Genomic DNA, 15,730 nt, shown 5'->3' with positions numbered 1-15,730 from the left:
GGTTTTGTTCAGTAATGTCGGGGATGCCGGTAATTCAAGCGGCGTAAAGATATCGGCGATGTACGGACTCAGGCCCCTGCGAATGCCCGGTGAGTGAGCGCCGCAGAGGCCTGAATTCCTAAATCCTATTGATCCGCAATTATTACACGCCGTCCTGACGGTCCAGGACGGAGGCCAGCGCCTGCTCGAACCCTGAGGCCTTGGCGGCGCCCGCCGTCGGGTCCTGCTGGCGGACGTCGATCACGTGACCGGTCAGCTCGGAGAGCAGCACGTCCAGGGAGGTGCCGGCCACGGCCTCGGAGGAGAGCAGCGAACCCGCCGGCTCCTGACCGAAGGCCTTGGTGCGCATCGGGGTGGCGGTGCGCTCCGGGTTGATGCAGTTCACGCGGATGCCGTCGCCGGCCCACTCGTCGGACAGCGCCTGGGTGAGGTTCACCATGGCGGCCTTGGTCGAGGAGTAGAGGCTGTACTCGGCGCGGCCGCGGGTGTAGCTGCTGGAGGTGTAGAGCAGCAGCTGACCCTTGGTCTCGGCCAGGTACTTGTACGACGACCGGGCGATCTGCACCGGGGCCAGGTAGTTGACCTTCAGCGCCTCCTCGATGGTGGCGTTGTCGGTCTCGGCGAGCTTGCCGATGCGCAGCACGCCCGCCGTGTTGACGACGTAGTCGATCCGGCCGGTCTCCGCGTACGCCTTGGACAGCGCGTCGTCGACCTCCTCCGGGTTCTCCACGTGGGTGCCGGTGGTGGAGCGGCCCAGCGCGTAGACGTTCGCCCCGTAGGACTCGGCGAGTTCGGCGATGTCCTTGCCGATGCCGTAGGAGCCGCCGAAGATCACGACGGTCTTGCCGGTGAGGAGTTCGCGGTAGGTCTCCTCGCCGTACTGCTCAGGGGTGGCGGTGGAGGCGAGCTGGAACAGCTTGTCGGCGATGAAGACGTCGACCGGCTGCGTCACCTTCATGTTGTACTCGTCGCCCGCGACGACGTGGATCGGCACGTCCGGCAGGTACTTGAGGACGACGGAGCAGTCGTCCGTGGCCTGGAAGTTGGGGTCACCGGCGGCGACCTCGTAGGCCCGCTTGATCGTGGACAGCTTGAAGGCCTGCGGCGTCTGGCCGCGGCGCAGCCGGGAGCGGTCCGGGATCTCGGTGATGAACTCGCCGTCCTCGCCGTGCGTGCGCGTCACGATGATGGTGTCCGCGGACGGGATGGCGACGTCGACCGCCTGGTAGCGCTCCAGCGCGACGACGCAGTCGTCGATGACGCGCTGCGACAGCAGCGGGCGTACCGCGTCGTGGAAGAGGACGTTGAGGTCCTCGCCCTCGGCCAGGCCCTCGCCGAGGGCCTCGATGGCGCGCTCGGTGGTCTCGTTGCGGGTCGAGCCGCCCTCGATGATCTTCTTGACCTTCTGGAACCCGGCCTTGGCGACGATCTTCTCGATGTCCGGCACATAGCCCGGCGCCATCAGCACGATGACGTCGTCGATCGACTCGGCGTTCTCGAAGGTGGTCAGGGTGTGCTCGATGACTGCCTTGCCGGCGATCTTCAGCAGCTGCTTGGGGATCGACAGACCCACGCGCTGACCGGTTCCACCAGCCAGGATCACTGCGGTGGTTCGGGGCTTGGCTATGTGCTGGGACACAGGCTGACCTACCTTGCGACGACAGGGAACCGTGAAAGGCTCTCACTTTCGATAAGCGGGATGCAAGGCGGACGACATCCCCTGCCTATGCGAGCGCAACCCGTCATTCACCTTAGACTCCGGATGGTTGGACATGGTTGCCGTGTACGGTTGTGAAATTCCTGTGAGTAAGTACACAGCCTGTGCTCAGCGCCGCCCGAGCCGCTTCAGAAAGCGGTGTCCGAGCACCCTGACCAGCTCTTTCGACGACGTCTGGTGCACGGTCCGGGCAGGGGTCGCACCGAGGGATGCCGAGGCGGCAGCGGCGAGCGCGCCGTACAGCGCCCGGGCCGCCGCTTCCGGGGAGATCCGCGGCTCCGGCCCAGCCGGCAACGGCAGTTCGGGCACCGCCGAGAGCAAGGCCGGGTCGCCGATGACGCGCACGCCGAGCGTACCGATCCTTTCGGCCATCTCCGCGCCGATCTCACCGGCCGCCCGGGCCGCCCAGCGGGGAGTCGGGATCTTCACGTCCCGGGGCGTCGGGCTGCACGAGTTCTTCATATGCAGCACCGCGCCGTTGCGAACGAGCCGGGAATACAGCTCTTCGGGGAGTCCATTGCCGCGGAATTCCACATTGAGATTCCGCAGCATCTCGGTCTCGGGCAGGGTAAGAGAACGGTTAGCGGTGTCCGCGGCCGGATGAAGAAAATTTACCGGCAAGCCGAGCAGTGTCTCGAAAGTGCGCATCAGACCGCCGCGGTCGCGGTCGTCCACCACGACGACGGTGACACGTTCCGGTCCGGCGATCCGGGCCCAGCGCTCCACCAGCCGGTCGTGCCGGTGCCGCTGCCAGAAGCTGGGGTTCGGCTTCTCGTACGGCGGCTTGCGGAGCATGTGTTCCAGCCAGTCCTCGTAGCCCATGCGCAGCCCGTTCTGCACGTACTGCTGCCACTGCGAGGGCATGATCCTCGCCAGCGGACGCAGCGTGACCAGGACGTGCACCCGTTCGCCGCCGAGCTGCTCGACGATCCGGGTGATCGTCCCGTCGTCAGGGGCGTCGGCGAAGAACTCGCTGCTGATCACCGAGGTCTTCGCCCCGGTGGCCCGCACCTGCTCCAGCAGCCGGGCCCAGTGCCGGTCCGTCGGCACGGTGTCGCCCATCATCGCGGGCCGGGTACAGGCGGCCAGGGCGGCCTTTATGGGGTGGCGGCTGTGCGCCGGGAAGGCGACGCCGCACTCCGGCAGCCTCTCCTTCGCGGCGAACAGCGCCCCCTGTATGGCCGTGGTCCCGGTCTTGTGCGGGCCTATGTGCAGCAGGCGGGTCCCGGCGGGCAGGGTCTCTTTCGTGCAGTCCGTCTCCATGGTCAACGGACGGTAAGAGACTTACCTGGGTCTCGCCTGGACGTACCTGGGTCTCACCTGTCAGACCAGGCGCACGCCCGGCTCGTCCGACTCCACCCGCAGCCGCGCCAGCGTGCTCGCCGTGGCCTGTGGTCCGACCACCGTGTCGACGATCCGGACCGCCGCGTCGATGCCGTCGCGGCGGATGTCGAAGAGGTGGTAGCCGCGGTGGGCGTCGATCACCTTCCAGTGCGGGTTGTCCGCCATCAGCGGGTCCCACTGGGCATGGAAGGCGGCCTGGTCCTGGTCGCCGTTGCTGGAGATGGAGGTGCCGACGAACTCCGCGCCGACCACGTCGGAGTCCGGGTCGGCGAAGTCCTCCTTGAGGTCGCTGATCATCGTCAGGTGCCGGTCGCCGCTGAGCACGACCGGGTTGCGGATGTCGGCGAACTCCTCCAGCAGGGCGCCTCGTTCGACCTGGTAGCCGTCCCAGGCGTCGTAGTACCAGAGCTTGCCCTCGCCGAGCAGCAGGTCGGTCTCGGCCATCATGATCTGCGAGGCGATCAGGTTCCAGCGGGCCGGGGAGTCGTACAGCCCGTCCAGCAGCCACTGCTTCTGCTCGGCGCCGAGCATGGTCATCGACGGACTCTCGGCGCCGTCCTGGGTGGTCGCCTGGTCGGTGCGGAACTGCCGGGTGTCGAGCACGTTGAGCCGGACCAGGCGGCCGAACTCCAGCCGGCGGTACATCTGGATGTGCGGGCCGTTCGGGATCGCGGTGGCGCGGACCGGCATGTGCTCGTAGTACGCCTGGTAGGCCGCGGTCAGCCGGGCCACGAACGCGTCGTGCGACTGCTTGCCGGGGTCCTGCGGGATCTCGCCGGCGAAGTCGTTGTCGACCTCGTGGTCGTCGAAGGTGACCACCCAGGGCGCGCTCGCGTGCATCGCGGCGAGGTCGGGATCGGTGCGGTACTGGGCGTAGCGGTTGCGGTACTGGACCAGGGTGTACGGCTCGTCGCTGCCCTCGTGCCGGCGTACGGCGGTGGCGGAGGGCTTGGACTCGTAGATGTAGTCGCCGACGAAGAGCACGACGTCGGGGTCCTGGGCGAGCATGTCGGCGTACGGGGTGAAGTAGCCGTGCTGCCAGTTCTGGCAGGAGGCGAGCGCGACGCGCAGCGAGCCGCCTCTGCGGTGCGGGTGGGGGGCGGTGCGGGTGCGGCCGGTGGGCGAGAGCTGGCCGTCGGCGCGGAAGCGGTACCAGTACGGGCGGTCCGGGCGCAGTCCCCGTACATCCACGTGAACGCTGTGCCCGTACTCGGGCCGGGCCTCGGCGGTTCCCCTGCGGGCGGTCTTCGCGAACCGCTCGTCCTCGGTGATCTCCCACTCCACGGGGACGACCGCGTCGGGCATGCCGCCGCCGTGCAGGGGGTCGGGGGCGAGCCGGGTCCACAGCACGATGCCGTCGGGCAGCGGGTCGCCGGAGGCCACGCCGAGGGTGAACACCCCGTCGGGCAGCGGGGTTTCGGCTGCCCGGGCCACCGTGGCCGGCAGCCAGAGCTGGGTGGAGGCCGCGGCGCCGAGGACGGCGGCTCCGGCGGTCAGAAAGCGGCGTCGGGCGGGCGGTAATGCTCCGGTCATTCGCTGACTCCCTTGCCACGGAGGCCTCTTGGGCTCGGACCTTCGGAAGCTCCCACGGTCGGACGTCCCGCCCGCTGAACGAGAGCATTCGCGTGCATGACAAACAGGCAGACAACAGAAGACCCGCCGCGACACAGGAACCACGGATGGAACGTGACCTTGCCGGGGCGGGTCTCACTGGCTGTCAGGAGATGCCTACGGTAACGGGAGTTAGCGGGCGAATCCCGAGCCGATCCGGCCATTCGCCGCAGGTGTGCCCGGCACCGGGACACCGCAGGCGCGGTGCCCGGCGCTCACCTTCTCGGCCCGGGGGGTGCGACCGGCTACTCGAACGGGTCGAACTCGTCGTACTCGCGCTGCGTCTCGTCCCGCTCGGCCTGCTTGTCGCGGCGGCGCTGCGCCGCGGGCCGCGGCTCCTCGAAGCGGTGGTCCTCGCCACGCCGGCCGAGCATCTCCGCGCCCGCCATGACCGTCGGCTCCCAGTCGAAGACGACCGCGTTCTCCTCGGGGCCGATGGCGACGCCGTCACCGGAGCGGGCGCCCGCCTTCATCAGCCGCTCCTCGACACCGAGGCGGTTGAGGCGGTCGGCGAGGTAGCCGACAGCCTCGTCGTTGTTGAAGTCGGTCTGGCGGATCCAGCGCTCCGGCTTCTCGCCGCGCACCCGGAACAGCGGCTCCCCGTCGACCTCCTCGCGCGTGACCGTGAAGCCCGCGTCGTCCACGGCCTTGGGCCGGATGACGATCCGCGTCGCCTCCTCCTTCGGCTTCGCGGCGCGCGCGCTGCCGACCAGGTCGCCGAGGGCGAACGACAGCTCCCGCAGCCCGATGTGCGCGACCGCGGACACCTCGAAGACGCGGTAGCCGCGCGCCTCCAGGTCGGGGCGGACCATCTCGGCGAGGTCCTTGCCGTCCGGCACGTCGATCTTGTTCAGGACGACGATGCGGGGACGGTTGTCGAGGCCGCCGTACTGCCGCAGCTCCTCCTCGATGATGTCGAGGTCGGAGACCGGGTCGCGGTCGGACTCCAGGGTCGCGGTGTCCAGCACGTGCACCAGCACACTGCACCGCTCCACGTGCCGCAGGAATTCCAGGCCGAGGCCCTTGCCCTGGCTTGCGCCCGGGATCAGACCGGGCACGTCGGCGATGGTGTAGACGGTCGCGCCGGCGGTCACCACGCCCAGGTTCGGGACGAGGGTGGTGAACGGGTAGTCCGCGATCTTCGGCTTGGCCGCGCTGAGCACGGAGATCAGCGAGGACTTGCCCGCGCTCGGGTAGCCCACCAGGGCCACGTCGGCGACCGTCTTCAGCTCCAGGACGATGTCCTGGAGGTCCCCGGGCACGCCCAGCAATGCGAAGCCGGGCGCCTTGCGGCGGGCGCTCGCCAGCGCCGCGTTGCCGAGGCCGCCCCGGCCGCCCTGCGCCGCAATGTACGAGGTGCCGTGGCCGACCAGGTCGGCGAGCACGTTGCCCGCCTTGTCCAGGACGACGGTGCCGTCCGGCACCGGCAGGACCAGGTCCTCGCCGTCCTTGCCGGAGCGGTTGCCGCCCTCGCCGGGCTTGCCGTTGGTGGCCTTGCGGTGCGGGGAGTGGTGGTAGTCCAGGAGCGTGGTGACCGACTGGTCCACGGTCAGGATGACGTCACCGCCACGGCCGCCGTTGCCGCCGTCCGGGCCGCCGAGCGGCTTGAACTTCTCACGGTGGACGGAGGCACAGCCGTGACCTCCGTTACCCGCGGCGACATGCAGCTCGACGCGGTCCACGAAGGTGGTCATGGTTAGTGCCTCCAGTGAGTACAGGTGTTTCTCTGCTTGCTGTGTTCCATTAGGAACAAGCGAAAGGCGGACCCGCCTTCCCGACCGGGAAGTGAGGTCCGCCTCGCGAAGTGAACGTTCGGTCAGGCGACCGGAACGATGTTCACGACCTTGCGGCCACGGTGGGTACCGAACTCCACCGCACCGGCCTGCAGCGCGAACAGCGTGTCGTCGCCGCCACGGCCGACGCCGGCGCCCGGGTGGAAGTGGGTGCCGCGCTGACGGACCAGGATCTCACCAGCGTTGACGACCTGACCGCCGAAGCGCTTCACGCCGAGCCGCTGGGCATTGGAGTCGCGACCGTTCCGGGTGGACGATGCGCCCTTCTTGTGTGCCATGTCTCCTCAGTCCCTTACTTCGCAGCCGCGGGGATCGACGTGACCTTGATCGCCGTGTACTGCTGGCGGTGGCCCTGACGACGGCGGTAGCCGGTCTTGTTCTTGTAGCGCAGAATGTCGATCTTCTGGCCCTTGTGGTGGTCCACGACCTCGGCCTGGACCTTGATGCCGGCCAGCACCCACGGGTCGCTGGTCACAGCGTCGCCGTCGACAACGAGCAGGGTCGAGAGCTCGACCGTGTCGCCAACCTTGGCGGTGGAAATCTTGTCAACCTCAACGATGTCGCCGACAGCAACCTTGTGCTGGCGACCACCGCTGCGCACGATGGCGTACACGCGGATCTCTCTTTCGCTCGAAGAAACGGCACCCCCGCAGGCCAGCCGCCCAGCGATGACACGGGCAACCTCTCCCGGCCAACCGTGTGCCCGGGAGGAAGAGGTTTACGGGGATGTGGCGTGCTCAGTGGACACGCCGACGGTCAAGGTTACGGGGCCGTGGCCGAAGGGGTCAAACCGGGCCGGGCCCCCGCGGTATGCGGCCGGTCACACAGACCGGCCGCACACCGCTCAGCGGGTTCAGCCCTCGTCGGCGACCGCGGAGACCGTGGTGGTCTTCTTCGCCGTCGACTTGGCGGCGGCCGTCTTGGCGGTCTTGGCCGCCTTCTTGGCCGTCGTCTTCTTGGCGGCCGTCTTCTTGGCCACGGTCTTCTTGGTGGCGGCCTTCTTCGCCGTGGCCTTCTTGGCCGCCTTGCGGGCGGTCTTCTTGGCCGGCGCGGCCTCCTCGACCGCCTCCTGCGCCGCCTCGGCAGCGGGCGCCTCGGCGGCAGCCGCCTCCGACGCGGTGGCCGGGACGACCACGACGGCCGTCTCCTCGGACGCGGACGGCGCGGTGGCCTTGCGCACGGCACGGCGGCGCGGCCGGGCCGGGGCGGCGCTCTCGGCGGGCGCCTCCTCGACCGCAGCCGGGGCCTCGGCCTCGGGCTGCTCCACCGGCGCCTCGGGCGCGGTCTCGGCGACCGTCACCACGGCCGCCTCCGCGCCCGCCGGGGAACCGGCCGGCGCCGACACCTTGCGGGTCGCCCGACGACGCGTACGGCCCTTGGGCGCGGCCTCCTCGACAGCGGGCTCCGGGGCCGCCACGGCGACCGGCTCGGCCTGCGCCTCGACGACCAGCTCCGGCTCAGGCTCCGGCAGCGCGGGAAGCACGGCCTCCTCGGCGGGCGTGACGACCTCGACGGTCTCCGCGGCCTCGGTGGCCTTCGCGGCCCTGCGGCGCTCGGCCTTCGGCGCACCGGCCGGAGCCGAGGCCCGACGGCTGACGCGGCGACGCGAGCGGCCACGGCCGGCCGCCGCCTCCGCCTCGGCGACGCTGCTGTACAGCTCCTCGTCCGGCGCGAAGTCGGGGGCGGGCAGGGCGACCGGCTCGGCCAGCTCCGCGGCGACCTCGACGACGGTCTCCGCCGCCGGCTCGACGGCCTCGCCCGTCTCCACGGCCACCGCGGCGACCTCGTGCTCGGGCAGCTGCCCGTCACCGCCGCGCCCGCGCTTCTTGCGCTTGCCGCCGCCACCGCCGCCGACCGCGGTCGGCTGCTCCATGTGGACGATGACGCCACGGCCGTTGCAGTGGACGCAGGTCTCGGAGAAGGACTCCAGCAGGCCCTGGCCGACCCGCTTGCGGGTCATCTGGACCAGGCCCAGCGAGGTCACCTCGGCGACCTGGTGCTTCGTACGGTCGCGGCCCAGGCACTCCAGCAGGCGGCGCAGCACCAGGTCCCGGTTCGACTCCAGGACCATGTCGATGAAGTCGATGACGATGATGCCGCCGAGGTCGCGCAGCCGCAGCTGGCGCACGATCTCCTCGGCCGCCTCCAGGTTGTTCCTGGTGACCGTTTCCTCCAGGTTGCCGCCCTGACCGGTGAACTTGCCGGTGTTGACGTCGACGACGACCATCGCCTCGGTCCGGTCGATCACCAGCGAACCGCCGCTGGGCAGCCAGACCTTGCGGTCCAGCGCCTTGGCGAGCTGCTCGTCGATCCGGTAGGTGGCGAAGGCGTCGACCTCGGAGGTCCACTTCGACAGCCGCTCGGCCAGGTCCGGGGCCACGTGGGAGACGTACCCGTGGATCGTCTCCCAGGCCTCGTCACCGCTGACGACGACCTTGGAGAAGTCCTCGTTGAAGATGTCGCGCACGACCCGGACGGTCATGTCCGGCTCGCCGTACAGCAGCGTGGGAGCGTTGCCGCTCTTGGCCTTCTTCTGGATGTCCTCCCACTGCGCCTGCAGCCGCTCGACGTCCCGGCGCAGCTCCTCCTCGCTCGCGCCCTCGGCGGCGGTGCGCACGATGACGCCCGCGTCCTCGGGGACGATCTTCTTGAGGATGGTCTTCAGACGCGCGCGCTCGGTGTCGGGCAGCTTGCGGCTGATGCCGGTCATCGAGCCCTCGGGGACGTACACGAGGTAACGGCCCGGCAGGGAGACCTGGCTGGTCAGACGCGCGCCCTTGTGGCCGATCGGGTCCTTCGTCACCTGGACGAGGACCGACTGGCCGGACTTCAGGGCGGACTCGATGCGCCGCGGGCCGTTGGCCATGCCCAGCGCCTCGAAGTTGACCTCACCGGCGTACAGGACGGCGTTGCGGCCCTTGCCGATGTCGATGAAGGCGGCCTCCATCGACGGCAGCACGTTCTGGACCTTGCCCAGGTAGACGTTGCCGACGTACGAGGTCGACTGCTCCTTGTTGACGTAGTGCTCGACCAGCACACCGTCCTCGAGGACGCCGATCTGCGTGCGCTCGCCGTGCTGGCGCACGACCATCACGCGCTCGACGGCCTCGCGGCGGGCCAGGAACTCGGCCTCGGTGATGATCGGAACGCGGCGGCGGCCCTGCTCACGGCCCTCGCGGCGGCGCTGCTTCTTCGCCTCCAGACGGGTCGAGCCCTTGATGGACTGCACCTCGTCGGACGGCTCGGCGGGCTTGCGGGGCTCGCGGACCTTGACGACCGTGCGCTCCGGGTCGCCGTCGCCGGGCTCGGTGTCGGCGGAAGTGTCACCGGCGCGACGACGGCGCCGGCGGCGGCGACGACTGCTGGAGGAGCCGGCCTCGTCGGCGTGTGCCTCCTCGGCGTCCTCTTCCTCCTGCTCGGCGGTGTCCTCGGCGTCCTGGGCGGCCTGCTCGGCGGCCAGTTCGTCGGCCTCGGCCTCCGCGCCCTCACCGGCCTCGCCCTCGACGGCGTCACCACGGCGACGGCGACGGCCGCCCCGGCGGCGGCGGCGGCGCGAACCGGCCTCCTCGGCACCCTCGGCCTCTTCGGTCTCGTCGCCCTCGGCGAGGTCCTCGGCGGCGGCCTCCTCGGCCTCCTCCTCCGGCTCCTCGTCCTCGGCGGCGACCTCGACGGCCTGCGGCTCCTCGGCGAAGGCGGCGCCACGGCGGCGACGGCGACGGCGCGAGCCGGCCTCGGCGCGCTCCTCCGCGTACGCCCCGGTCTCCGCGGCCTCCGTGGTCTCCTCGGTCTCCTCCGCCCCGGCGGCCTCGGCAGCGGCCTCGGCGGCGGCCCGCTCGGGGGTCTGGAACTGCGGCTCGGCGAACACCGGCGCCTGGAACACGGCCACGGCGGGCCGGGCCGGGCGACGCGGTGCCTCGGCCTCGGCCTCGGCGGCCGGGGAGTGCGCGGGTGCGGAGAACCCGCTCGCGGCCTGCCGCACGACCCGGCGGCGACGGCGCGGCGCACCCTCGGCGGGGGTCTCGGCGGTGGCCTGGACGGCGACGGGCTCGGCGGGCTCGGCGGGCTCGGCGGCGGCCTGCTCGGCGGCCACAGGGGCCTCCTCGGTCACAGGAGCACCGACGGGCGCCGAGACCTGGCGGGTGGCGCGGCGGCGGGTACGGCGCGGCGCGGCCTCTTCGGCGGCCTCGGCGGCCGCAGGGGCCTCAGCGGCCTCGACGGTCTCGGCAGCCGCGGGCTCTTCCACGGCCTCGGCGACGGGCGCGGCGGCAGCGGCCGGTACCACGGTCTCGGTGGCCTCGGCGGCGGCCGGGGCGCCGGCGGGCGCGGACGCCCGACGGGTGGCACGACGGCGCGTACGAGCGGCCGGCGCGGCCTCCGCCTCGACGGCGGGCGCGGCTTCGGCCGCCGGGGCCTCCACGGCGGGGGCGGCTTCGGTGACGACCGGTGCCTCGGCGGCGGGCGCGGTCTCGGGCGCCTCGGCGGCCTGCGGCGCGCCGGCGGGGGCGGAGGCGCGGCGGGCGGCGCGACGGCGCGGACGGGCGGCGGGCGCGGCCTCCGCCTCGACGGCGGGCGCGGTCTCGGTCGCCGCCTTCTCCTCGGCCTTCACCTCGGCCTTCACCTCGGTCTTCACCTCGGTCTTCACCTCGGTCTTCACCTCGGTCTTCTCCTCGGTCTTCTCCTCGGCCTCGGCCGCGGCCGGTGCTCCGGCCGGCGCGGAGGCGCGGCGGGTGGCACGGCGGCGGGTACGGGGGGCGGGCGCGGCCTCTTCGGCTGTCTCGACGACCTCGACGGCCTCGGTCGACTCAACGGCCTCAGTCGGCTGGGCGGCCTCGGCGGCAGCGGTCGTCACAGCCGTAGCAGCCGGAACGGCCGTCTCGACGGCCTCGGCAGCCGCGGGCGCCCCGGCGGGCGCGGACGCACGGCGCGTGGCGCGGCGGCGGGTACGAGCGGCGGGCGCGGGCTCCTCGACGGCGGCGGGCGCCTCGACGGCCTCGGCCTGCTCCTCGGTGATCTCGTCGGCCTCCGCTGCCGGTATGGCCGGCACGGTGACCTCGGTGGGTGCCTCGGCCGCGGCGGGCGGACCCGCCGGGCGAGAGGCGGCACGGCGACGCCTGCGCGGCGGCAGGGTGTCGCTCGGAGTGTTCAGTTCGGAGCCCTCTTGGGGCTCGGTCGGCTCGAGCATGCGGGCGTTTCTCCCGTCAGGCTCCCGGGCGCCGCGCCTGGTCCGGCGTCGGTCTCCAAGGACCGTCCGCCGTTGACGTCCGCGGCCCGCGCGATGCGCGGTGGCCGCCGTCCGGGGCGCGGGCGCCGCACGGGAGCACTCTGTGTCCTGTCTCGCCGGTTCCGTACGCCTTGTCGGTACGGCCTGGCGAAAGTCTTCTGGTCGGTGCGCTGCCCGACCCAGGTGGCTCCCGAGTACGAGGGCGGCGCTACGACGTCCGTCCCTACGCGGGACCTTCCGGCGTCGGCGCCGTCGCGGCGGCAACCGGTTGGGCCGTCAGGGCCTCGGCTGCCTCGCGGTCGGGCGCGAGCGGGTCGGTCACCGTGCCGGTCTCTTCATCGAGCAGCCCCTGCGCCAGCCTGGTCACCGCTGCGGGGACCGGCGGCGCCAGGTCGGCCACGGCGCGGAGACCGGACAGGACGTCGTCGGGTCGTACGGCAGGCGTCACGTGCCGAACAACCAGCCGCAGTATCGCACAGGGCTGGTCGCTAGGCCTATCAGCCAGTGGACTGTCGGTTTCCAAGTGCACGACCGCGGGGCGGGCGTCGAAGGTACGGACGCCGTTCTTGGTCATGCGCTGCACCTCGACGGTGTCGGCCTCGGTGAAGGCCTCGACCGCGCGCTGTGCGTCGACCGGGTCGACTCCGTCCAGCCGCAGCTCCCAGACGGAGGCCGTGAGCCGGTCGGCGAGGCCCGAGGTCCGTGCCTCGACCGCGTCGACGATGTCGAGCCCGGTGGGCAGCGACTCGTCGAGCAGGTCGCGCAGGGTCTCGGGGTCGCGCGACTCGGTCAGCGCGATCTCCAGGTACTCCGCCTCACTGCCCGTGCCGGTGGGTGCGGCATTGGCGTACGACACCTTCGGGTGCGGCGTGAACCCCGCCGAGTACGCCATGGGCACCTCGGCGCGGCGCAGCGCACGCTCGAAGGCGCGCTGGAAGTCACGGTGGCTGGTGAACCGGAGGCGGCCGCGCTTGGTGTAGCGCAGTCGGATGCGCTGCACCGCGGGTGCGGGCGGCGGGCCTTCGGGCTGTCGCTTGCCCAGTGTCCTAGTCCTTCGTGAGAGCGGTCGTACTGCTACCAAGAGTACGTGTCCCGGGTCCCGAGGGTTCCCGCCGGTCGACCGCGACCGGCTGCCGGGGCTCGCCGAAGAGCATCCGCCTCAGGTCCGCGCGGGCCTGCCGCACGGTGTCGCGGGCGGTGGTCAGCGCCTGCCGCGTGGTCCGCCCCACCACGCGCGCGGCCTCGGCGACGGGCCGCAGGACGAAGTCCCGTACGACGTGCCCGACGGGGGTCAGGACCGTGCGGTACACCCAGCGCAGCGGCTCCACGAAGATCCACCGGAAGAGGGTCGCGAGCGCCCTGCCGACCGCGCGCGAGATCCGCCCCGCGACCCGCCAGGCGTGCCCGAGGGCCTCGCCCACCTCGCGGGCGACGACGGCGAGGAACCGGCCGACGGGTAGGAGGACCCAGCGCCACAGGGCTTGGGCGGGCAGGACGAACAGGACGCGGGTCGTCCAGTACAGGACCGCACCGATCGCGGTGACCACGGCGCCGGCGACCCACGCCACCGCTCGCCCGACCGGGGCGAGGACCCACTCGTACAGCCACCGCGCGGGAACGACGAGCAGGTACCGCACCAGCCAGGCCACGGCGGCGAACATGCCCGCCCCGGCAGCGGCGAGCAGGAAGCCCACTCCCTTCAGCAGCCACAGGACGCCCCGGCCCAGCGGTGCGAGCACGCGCGCGTACAGCCACTCCAGGCCGGCCCCGATGCCCCGCGCGACCCAGGCGACGGCGCGCCCGAGCGGGGTCAGCACGTAGGTGTACAGCCACCGCAGCGGTACGACGACGAGGACATGCCCGAGCCAGCCGAGCGCCTTCCCTACGGGCACGAGGACGTAGCGCCACAGCGCCACCCACGGCCACACGAAGAACGCCCGGCCGATCCACAGCAGCGCGCGCCCCAGCGGCCGCAGCACGGTGTCGGTGAGGAACCGGCCGCAGACCACCAGCGCGTCCCACGCCATGCGCACGGGCAGCACCAGCACGAGCACGACGATGCGCACGGGAATGCGGATCGCGACGGCGAGGCATCCCTCGGGGTACTGCGGCTCGGGCGGGGGCTTCTGGAGGTCCATACCGAGGTAGACGCCTGAGCAGCCCCTACGGATGCAGCCGTCCGTCGGTCCCGTCCGCGGATGTTGGTCCGATCCATGGATAAGGCGGCGCGTTCCGGCGTGACACACGCGCAGGGCGGGCGTACGAGGGGCAACCTCGCTCTCGGTTCCGATTTCGGGACACCTCCCGGAACGGATGACCGGATGAACGGATGAACGGTGCCGGGAGCCGCCATGACCTACCGCTTCAGCCAGAACGACCGGTTCGACTACGAGATCCTGCTCGCCCTGGGCGCCGCATGGCGGCAGGGTGCCGACGTGGGCGAGGTGCTGGCGACCGCTGCCGCCGTGGCGGACGGTGACGGCGAGGCCTGGTTCACCGCCTGGGTCGAACTGGCCCGCAAAGTCCGGGAACAGGCCGGCCGCAGCGCGGCGGCGGGGCGGACGGTGAGCGCCCGGGACGCCCTGCTGCGCGCCGCCGGTTACTTCGGCACCGCCCTGGTGGGCGTCGACGCGGTCGCCGATCCCGAGAGACGGCTGGCCGAGGTGTTCCCGGAGCACCGCGCCTGCCTGGACCGCTTTCTGACGTCCTTGGACCCGCCCGCCGAGCCGGTCGCCATCCCGTACGAGAACACGCCCCTGCCCGGTTACCTCGTCAGCCCGCCCGGCGCCTCCGGCCCCCTTCCCACGCTGATCGCCAACAACGGCAGCGACGGCCCGCTCAGCTGCGCCTGGACGCTGCTCGGCGCGCCGGCGGTGGCCCGCGGGTACCGCGTACTGCTCTTCGACGGCCCGGGCCAGCAGTCGATGCTCTTCGAACGGGGCGTGACCTTCCGGCCCGACTGGGAGAACGTCATCACCCCGGTGGTGGACTTCCTCCTCTCCCGGCCCGACGTCGACCCCCGCCGGATCGTCCTGGCCGGCATCAGCCAGGCCGGCTACTGGGTCCCGCGCGCGCTCGCGTACGAGCACCGGATCGCGGCCGCGGTCGCCGACCCGGGGGTGACCCGCGTGGTGGACAGCTGGTGGCACAACCTCGGCCCCGATCTGCGCTACCTGTGGGAGTCCGGTGACCGTGCCACCTTCGACCGCGTCATCGAGGACGCCCTCGCCGAGGACGGGCCACTCGCCGCGACCTGGCGCTGGCGGGCCAAGCCGTACGGCATCGACTCGCCGTTCGACCTCGTCGCCGAGATCTCCCGGTACGACGTCATGCCGGTCGTCGACCGGATCACCACCCCGCTGCTGATCACCGACCCGGACGGCGAGCACTTCTGGCCAGGCGCTTCGCGGGAGTTGTACAACACCCTGACCGGCCCTAAGCACCTGGTCCGCTTCACCGAGGCGGAAGGGGCGCACCGGCACTGCGAGCCGTTGGGCCGCGCTCTGTTCGAACAGCGCGTCTTCGACTGGCTGGACGACCGGCTCGCCGCCGCCGACGGGGTCTGATCACCGAACGGCAGCGGCCGGATAACACATTGACCCGCGCACGCCAAAACTATGGTTTCAAGTCACCCTGACTGATTCGATGGGAAGCAATCACGCGAATCCCAGGGGGGCGAGACAATGCACTGGTATGTGGATGTACTCAAGAAGTACGCGGTGTTCAGCGGCCGTGCGCGGCGGCAGGAATTCTGGATGTTCTTCCTGTTCAACCTGATCGTCAGCATCGTGCTGACGGTCGTCGGCAACGCCATCGACTCAAACATCCTCAGCGTCATCTACGCCCTCGCCGTCCTGCTCCCGTACCTCGGCGTCGCGGTCCGCCGTCTGCACGACACGGGCCGCTCCGGCTGGTGGATCCTCATCGCCCTCATCCCGCTGGTGGGCACGATCATCCTGATCGTCTTCCTCGCCACCGAGGGCAAGTCGGAGCCGAACCAGTACGGCCCCAACCCGAAGTACGCACCGGCCCACTGAGCCGCCG

Annotated in this window: 11 protein-coding genes; 2 read left to right on the top strand and 9 right to left on the bottom strand. The window is 71.5% G+C overall.

Going from position 1 to position 15,730, the window contains the following annotated elements; all coding sequences use genetic code 11:
- Positions 1 to 142 precede the first annotated feature (142 nt).
- The 9 genes from ACFY3C_RS06135 to ACFY3C_RS06095 form a co-directional block, all read right to left on the bottom strand.
- A complete protein-coding gene (locus tag ACFY3C_RS06135) occupies positions 143 to 1,639 on the bottom strand; it encodes a D-ribitol-5-phosphate cytidylyltransferase (protein WP_386571839.1) in 1,497 nt (498 codons plus the stop codon).
- A gap of 186 nt (positions 1,640 to 1,825) precedes the next feature.
- Positions 1,826 to 2,980: a hypothetical protein gene (locus tag ACFY3C_RS06130; RefSeq protein ID WP_390769878.1), complete on the bottom strand. Its 1,155-nt coding sequence runs from the start codon at positions 2,978 to 2,980 to the stop codon at positions 1,826 to 1,828.
- Positions 2,981 to 3,040: 60 nt separating this feature from the next.
- Positions 3,041 to 4,594, bottom strand: coding sequence for an alkaline phosphatase D family protein (locus ACFY3C_RS06125; RefSeq protein WP_390769877.1), 1,554 nt, complete (start codon positions 4,592 to 4,594; stop codon positions 3,041 to 3,043).
- Between the two features lie 323 nt (positions 4,595 to 4,917).
- Positions 4,918 to 6,366, bottom strand: a complete 1,449-nt coding sequence (obgE, locus tag ACFY3C_RS06120) for a GTPase ObgE (protein WP_386571835.1) — start codon at positions 6,364 to 6,366, stop codon at positions 4,918 to 4,920.
- 122 nt (positions 6,367 to 6,488) lie between these two features.
- Positions 6,489 to 6,743 (bottom strand): 50S ribosomal protein L27, encoded by a 255-nt coding sequence (gene rpmA, locus ACFY3C_RS06115; RefSeq protein WP_023550764.1) that lies wholly within the window; start codon positions 6,741 to 6,743, stop codon positions 6,489 to 6,491.
- 14 nt (positions 6,744 to 6,757) lie between these two features.
- Entirely contained in the window at positions 6,758 to 7,078 is a 321-nt protein-coding gene (rplU, locus tag ACFY3C_RS06110) for a 50S ribosomal protein L21 (RefSeq protein WP_030749991.1), read from the bottom strand.
- Positions 7,079 to 7,318: 240 nt separating this feature from the next.
- A complete protein-coding gene (locus ACFY3C_RS06105; RefSeq protein ID WP_390769876.1) occupies positions 7,319 to 11,647 on the bottom strand; it encodes an Rne/Rng family ribonuclease in 4,329 nt (1,442 codons plus the stop codon).
- 262 nt (positions 11,648 to 11,909) lie between these two features.
- Complete coding sequence (locus ACFY3C_RS06100; RefSeq protein WP_386571832.1) at positions 11,910 to 12,686, bottom strand: TIGR03936 family radical SAM-associated protein; 777 nt, start codon at positions 12,684 to 12,686, stop codon at positions 11,910 to 11,912.
- 46 nt (positions 12,687 to 12,732) lie between these two features.
- Positions 12,733 to 13,824: a hypothetical protein gene (locus tag ACFY3C_RS06095; protein ID WP_390769875.1), complete on the bottom strand. Its 1,092-nt coding sequence runs from the start codon at positions 13,822 to 13,824 to the stop codon at positions 12,733 to 12,735.
- Positions 13,825 to 14,037: 213 nt separating this feature from the next.
- On the opposite strand from ACFY3C_RS06095, the gene ACFY3C_RS06090 reads away from it, so the two are divergent.
- Positions 14,038 to 15,252 carry an alpha/beta hydrolase family protein gene (locus tag ACFY3C_RS06090; RefSeq protein WP_390769874.1) on the top strand — a complete coding sequence of 405 codons (1,215 nt, stop codon included), beginning with the start codon at positions 14,038 to 14,040 and terminating at the stop codon, positions 15,250 to 15,252.
- A gap of 117 nt (positions 15,253 to 15,369) precedes the next feature.
- Entirely contained in the window at positions 15,370 to 15,723 is a 354-nt protein-coding gene (locus ACFY3C_RS06085) for a DUF805 domain-containing protein (RefSeq protein WP_386571827.1), read from the top strand.
- Positions 15,724 to 15,730: the final 7 nt, after the last annotated feature.

It is taken from the genome of Streptomyces sp. NPDC001410 (assembly GCF_042895235.1).
Lineage (GTDB): Bacteria > Actinomycetota > Actinomycetes > Streptomycetales > Streptomycetaceae > Streptomyces.
The sequence above is the reverse complement of the archived record's forward strand: the minus strand, read 5'-3'. Positions and strand labels throughout refer to the sequence as shown.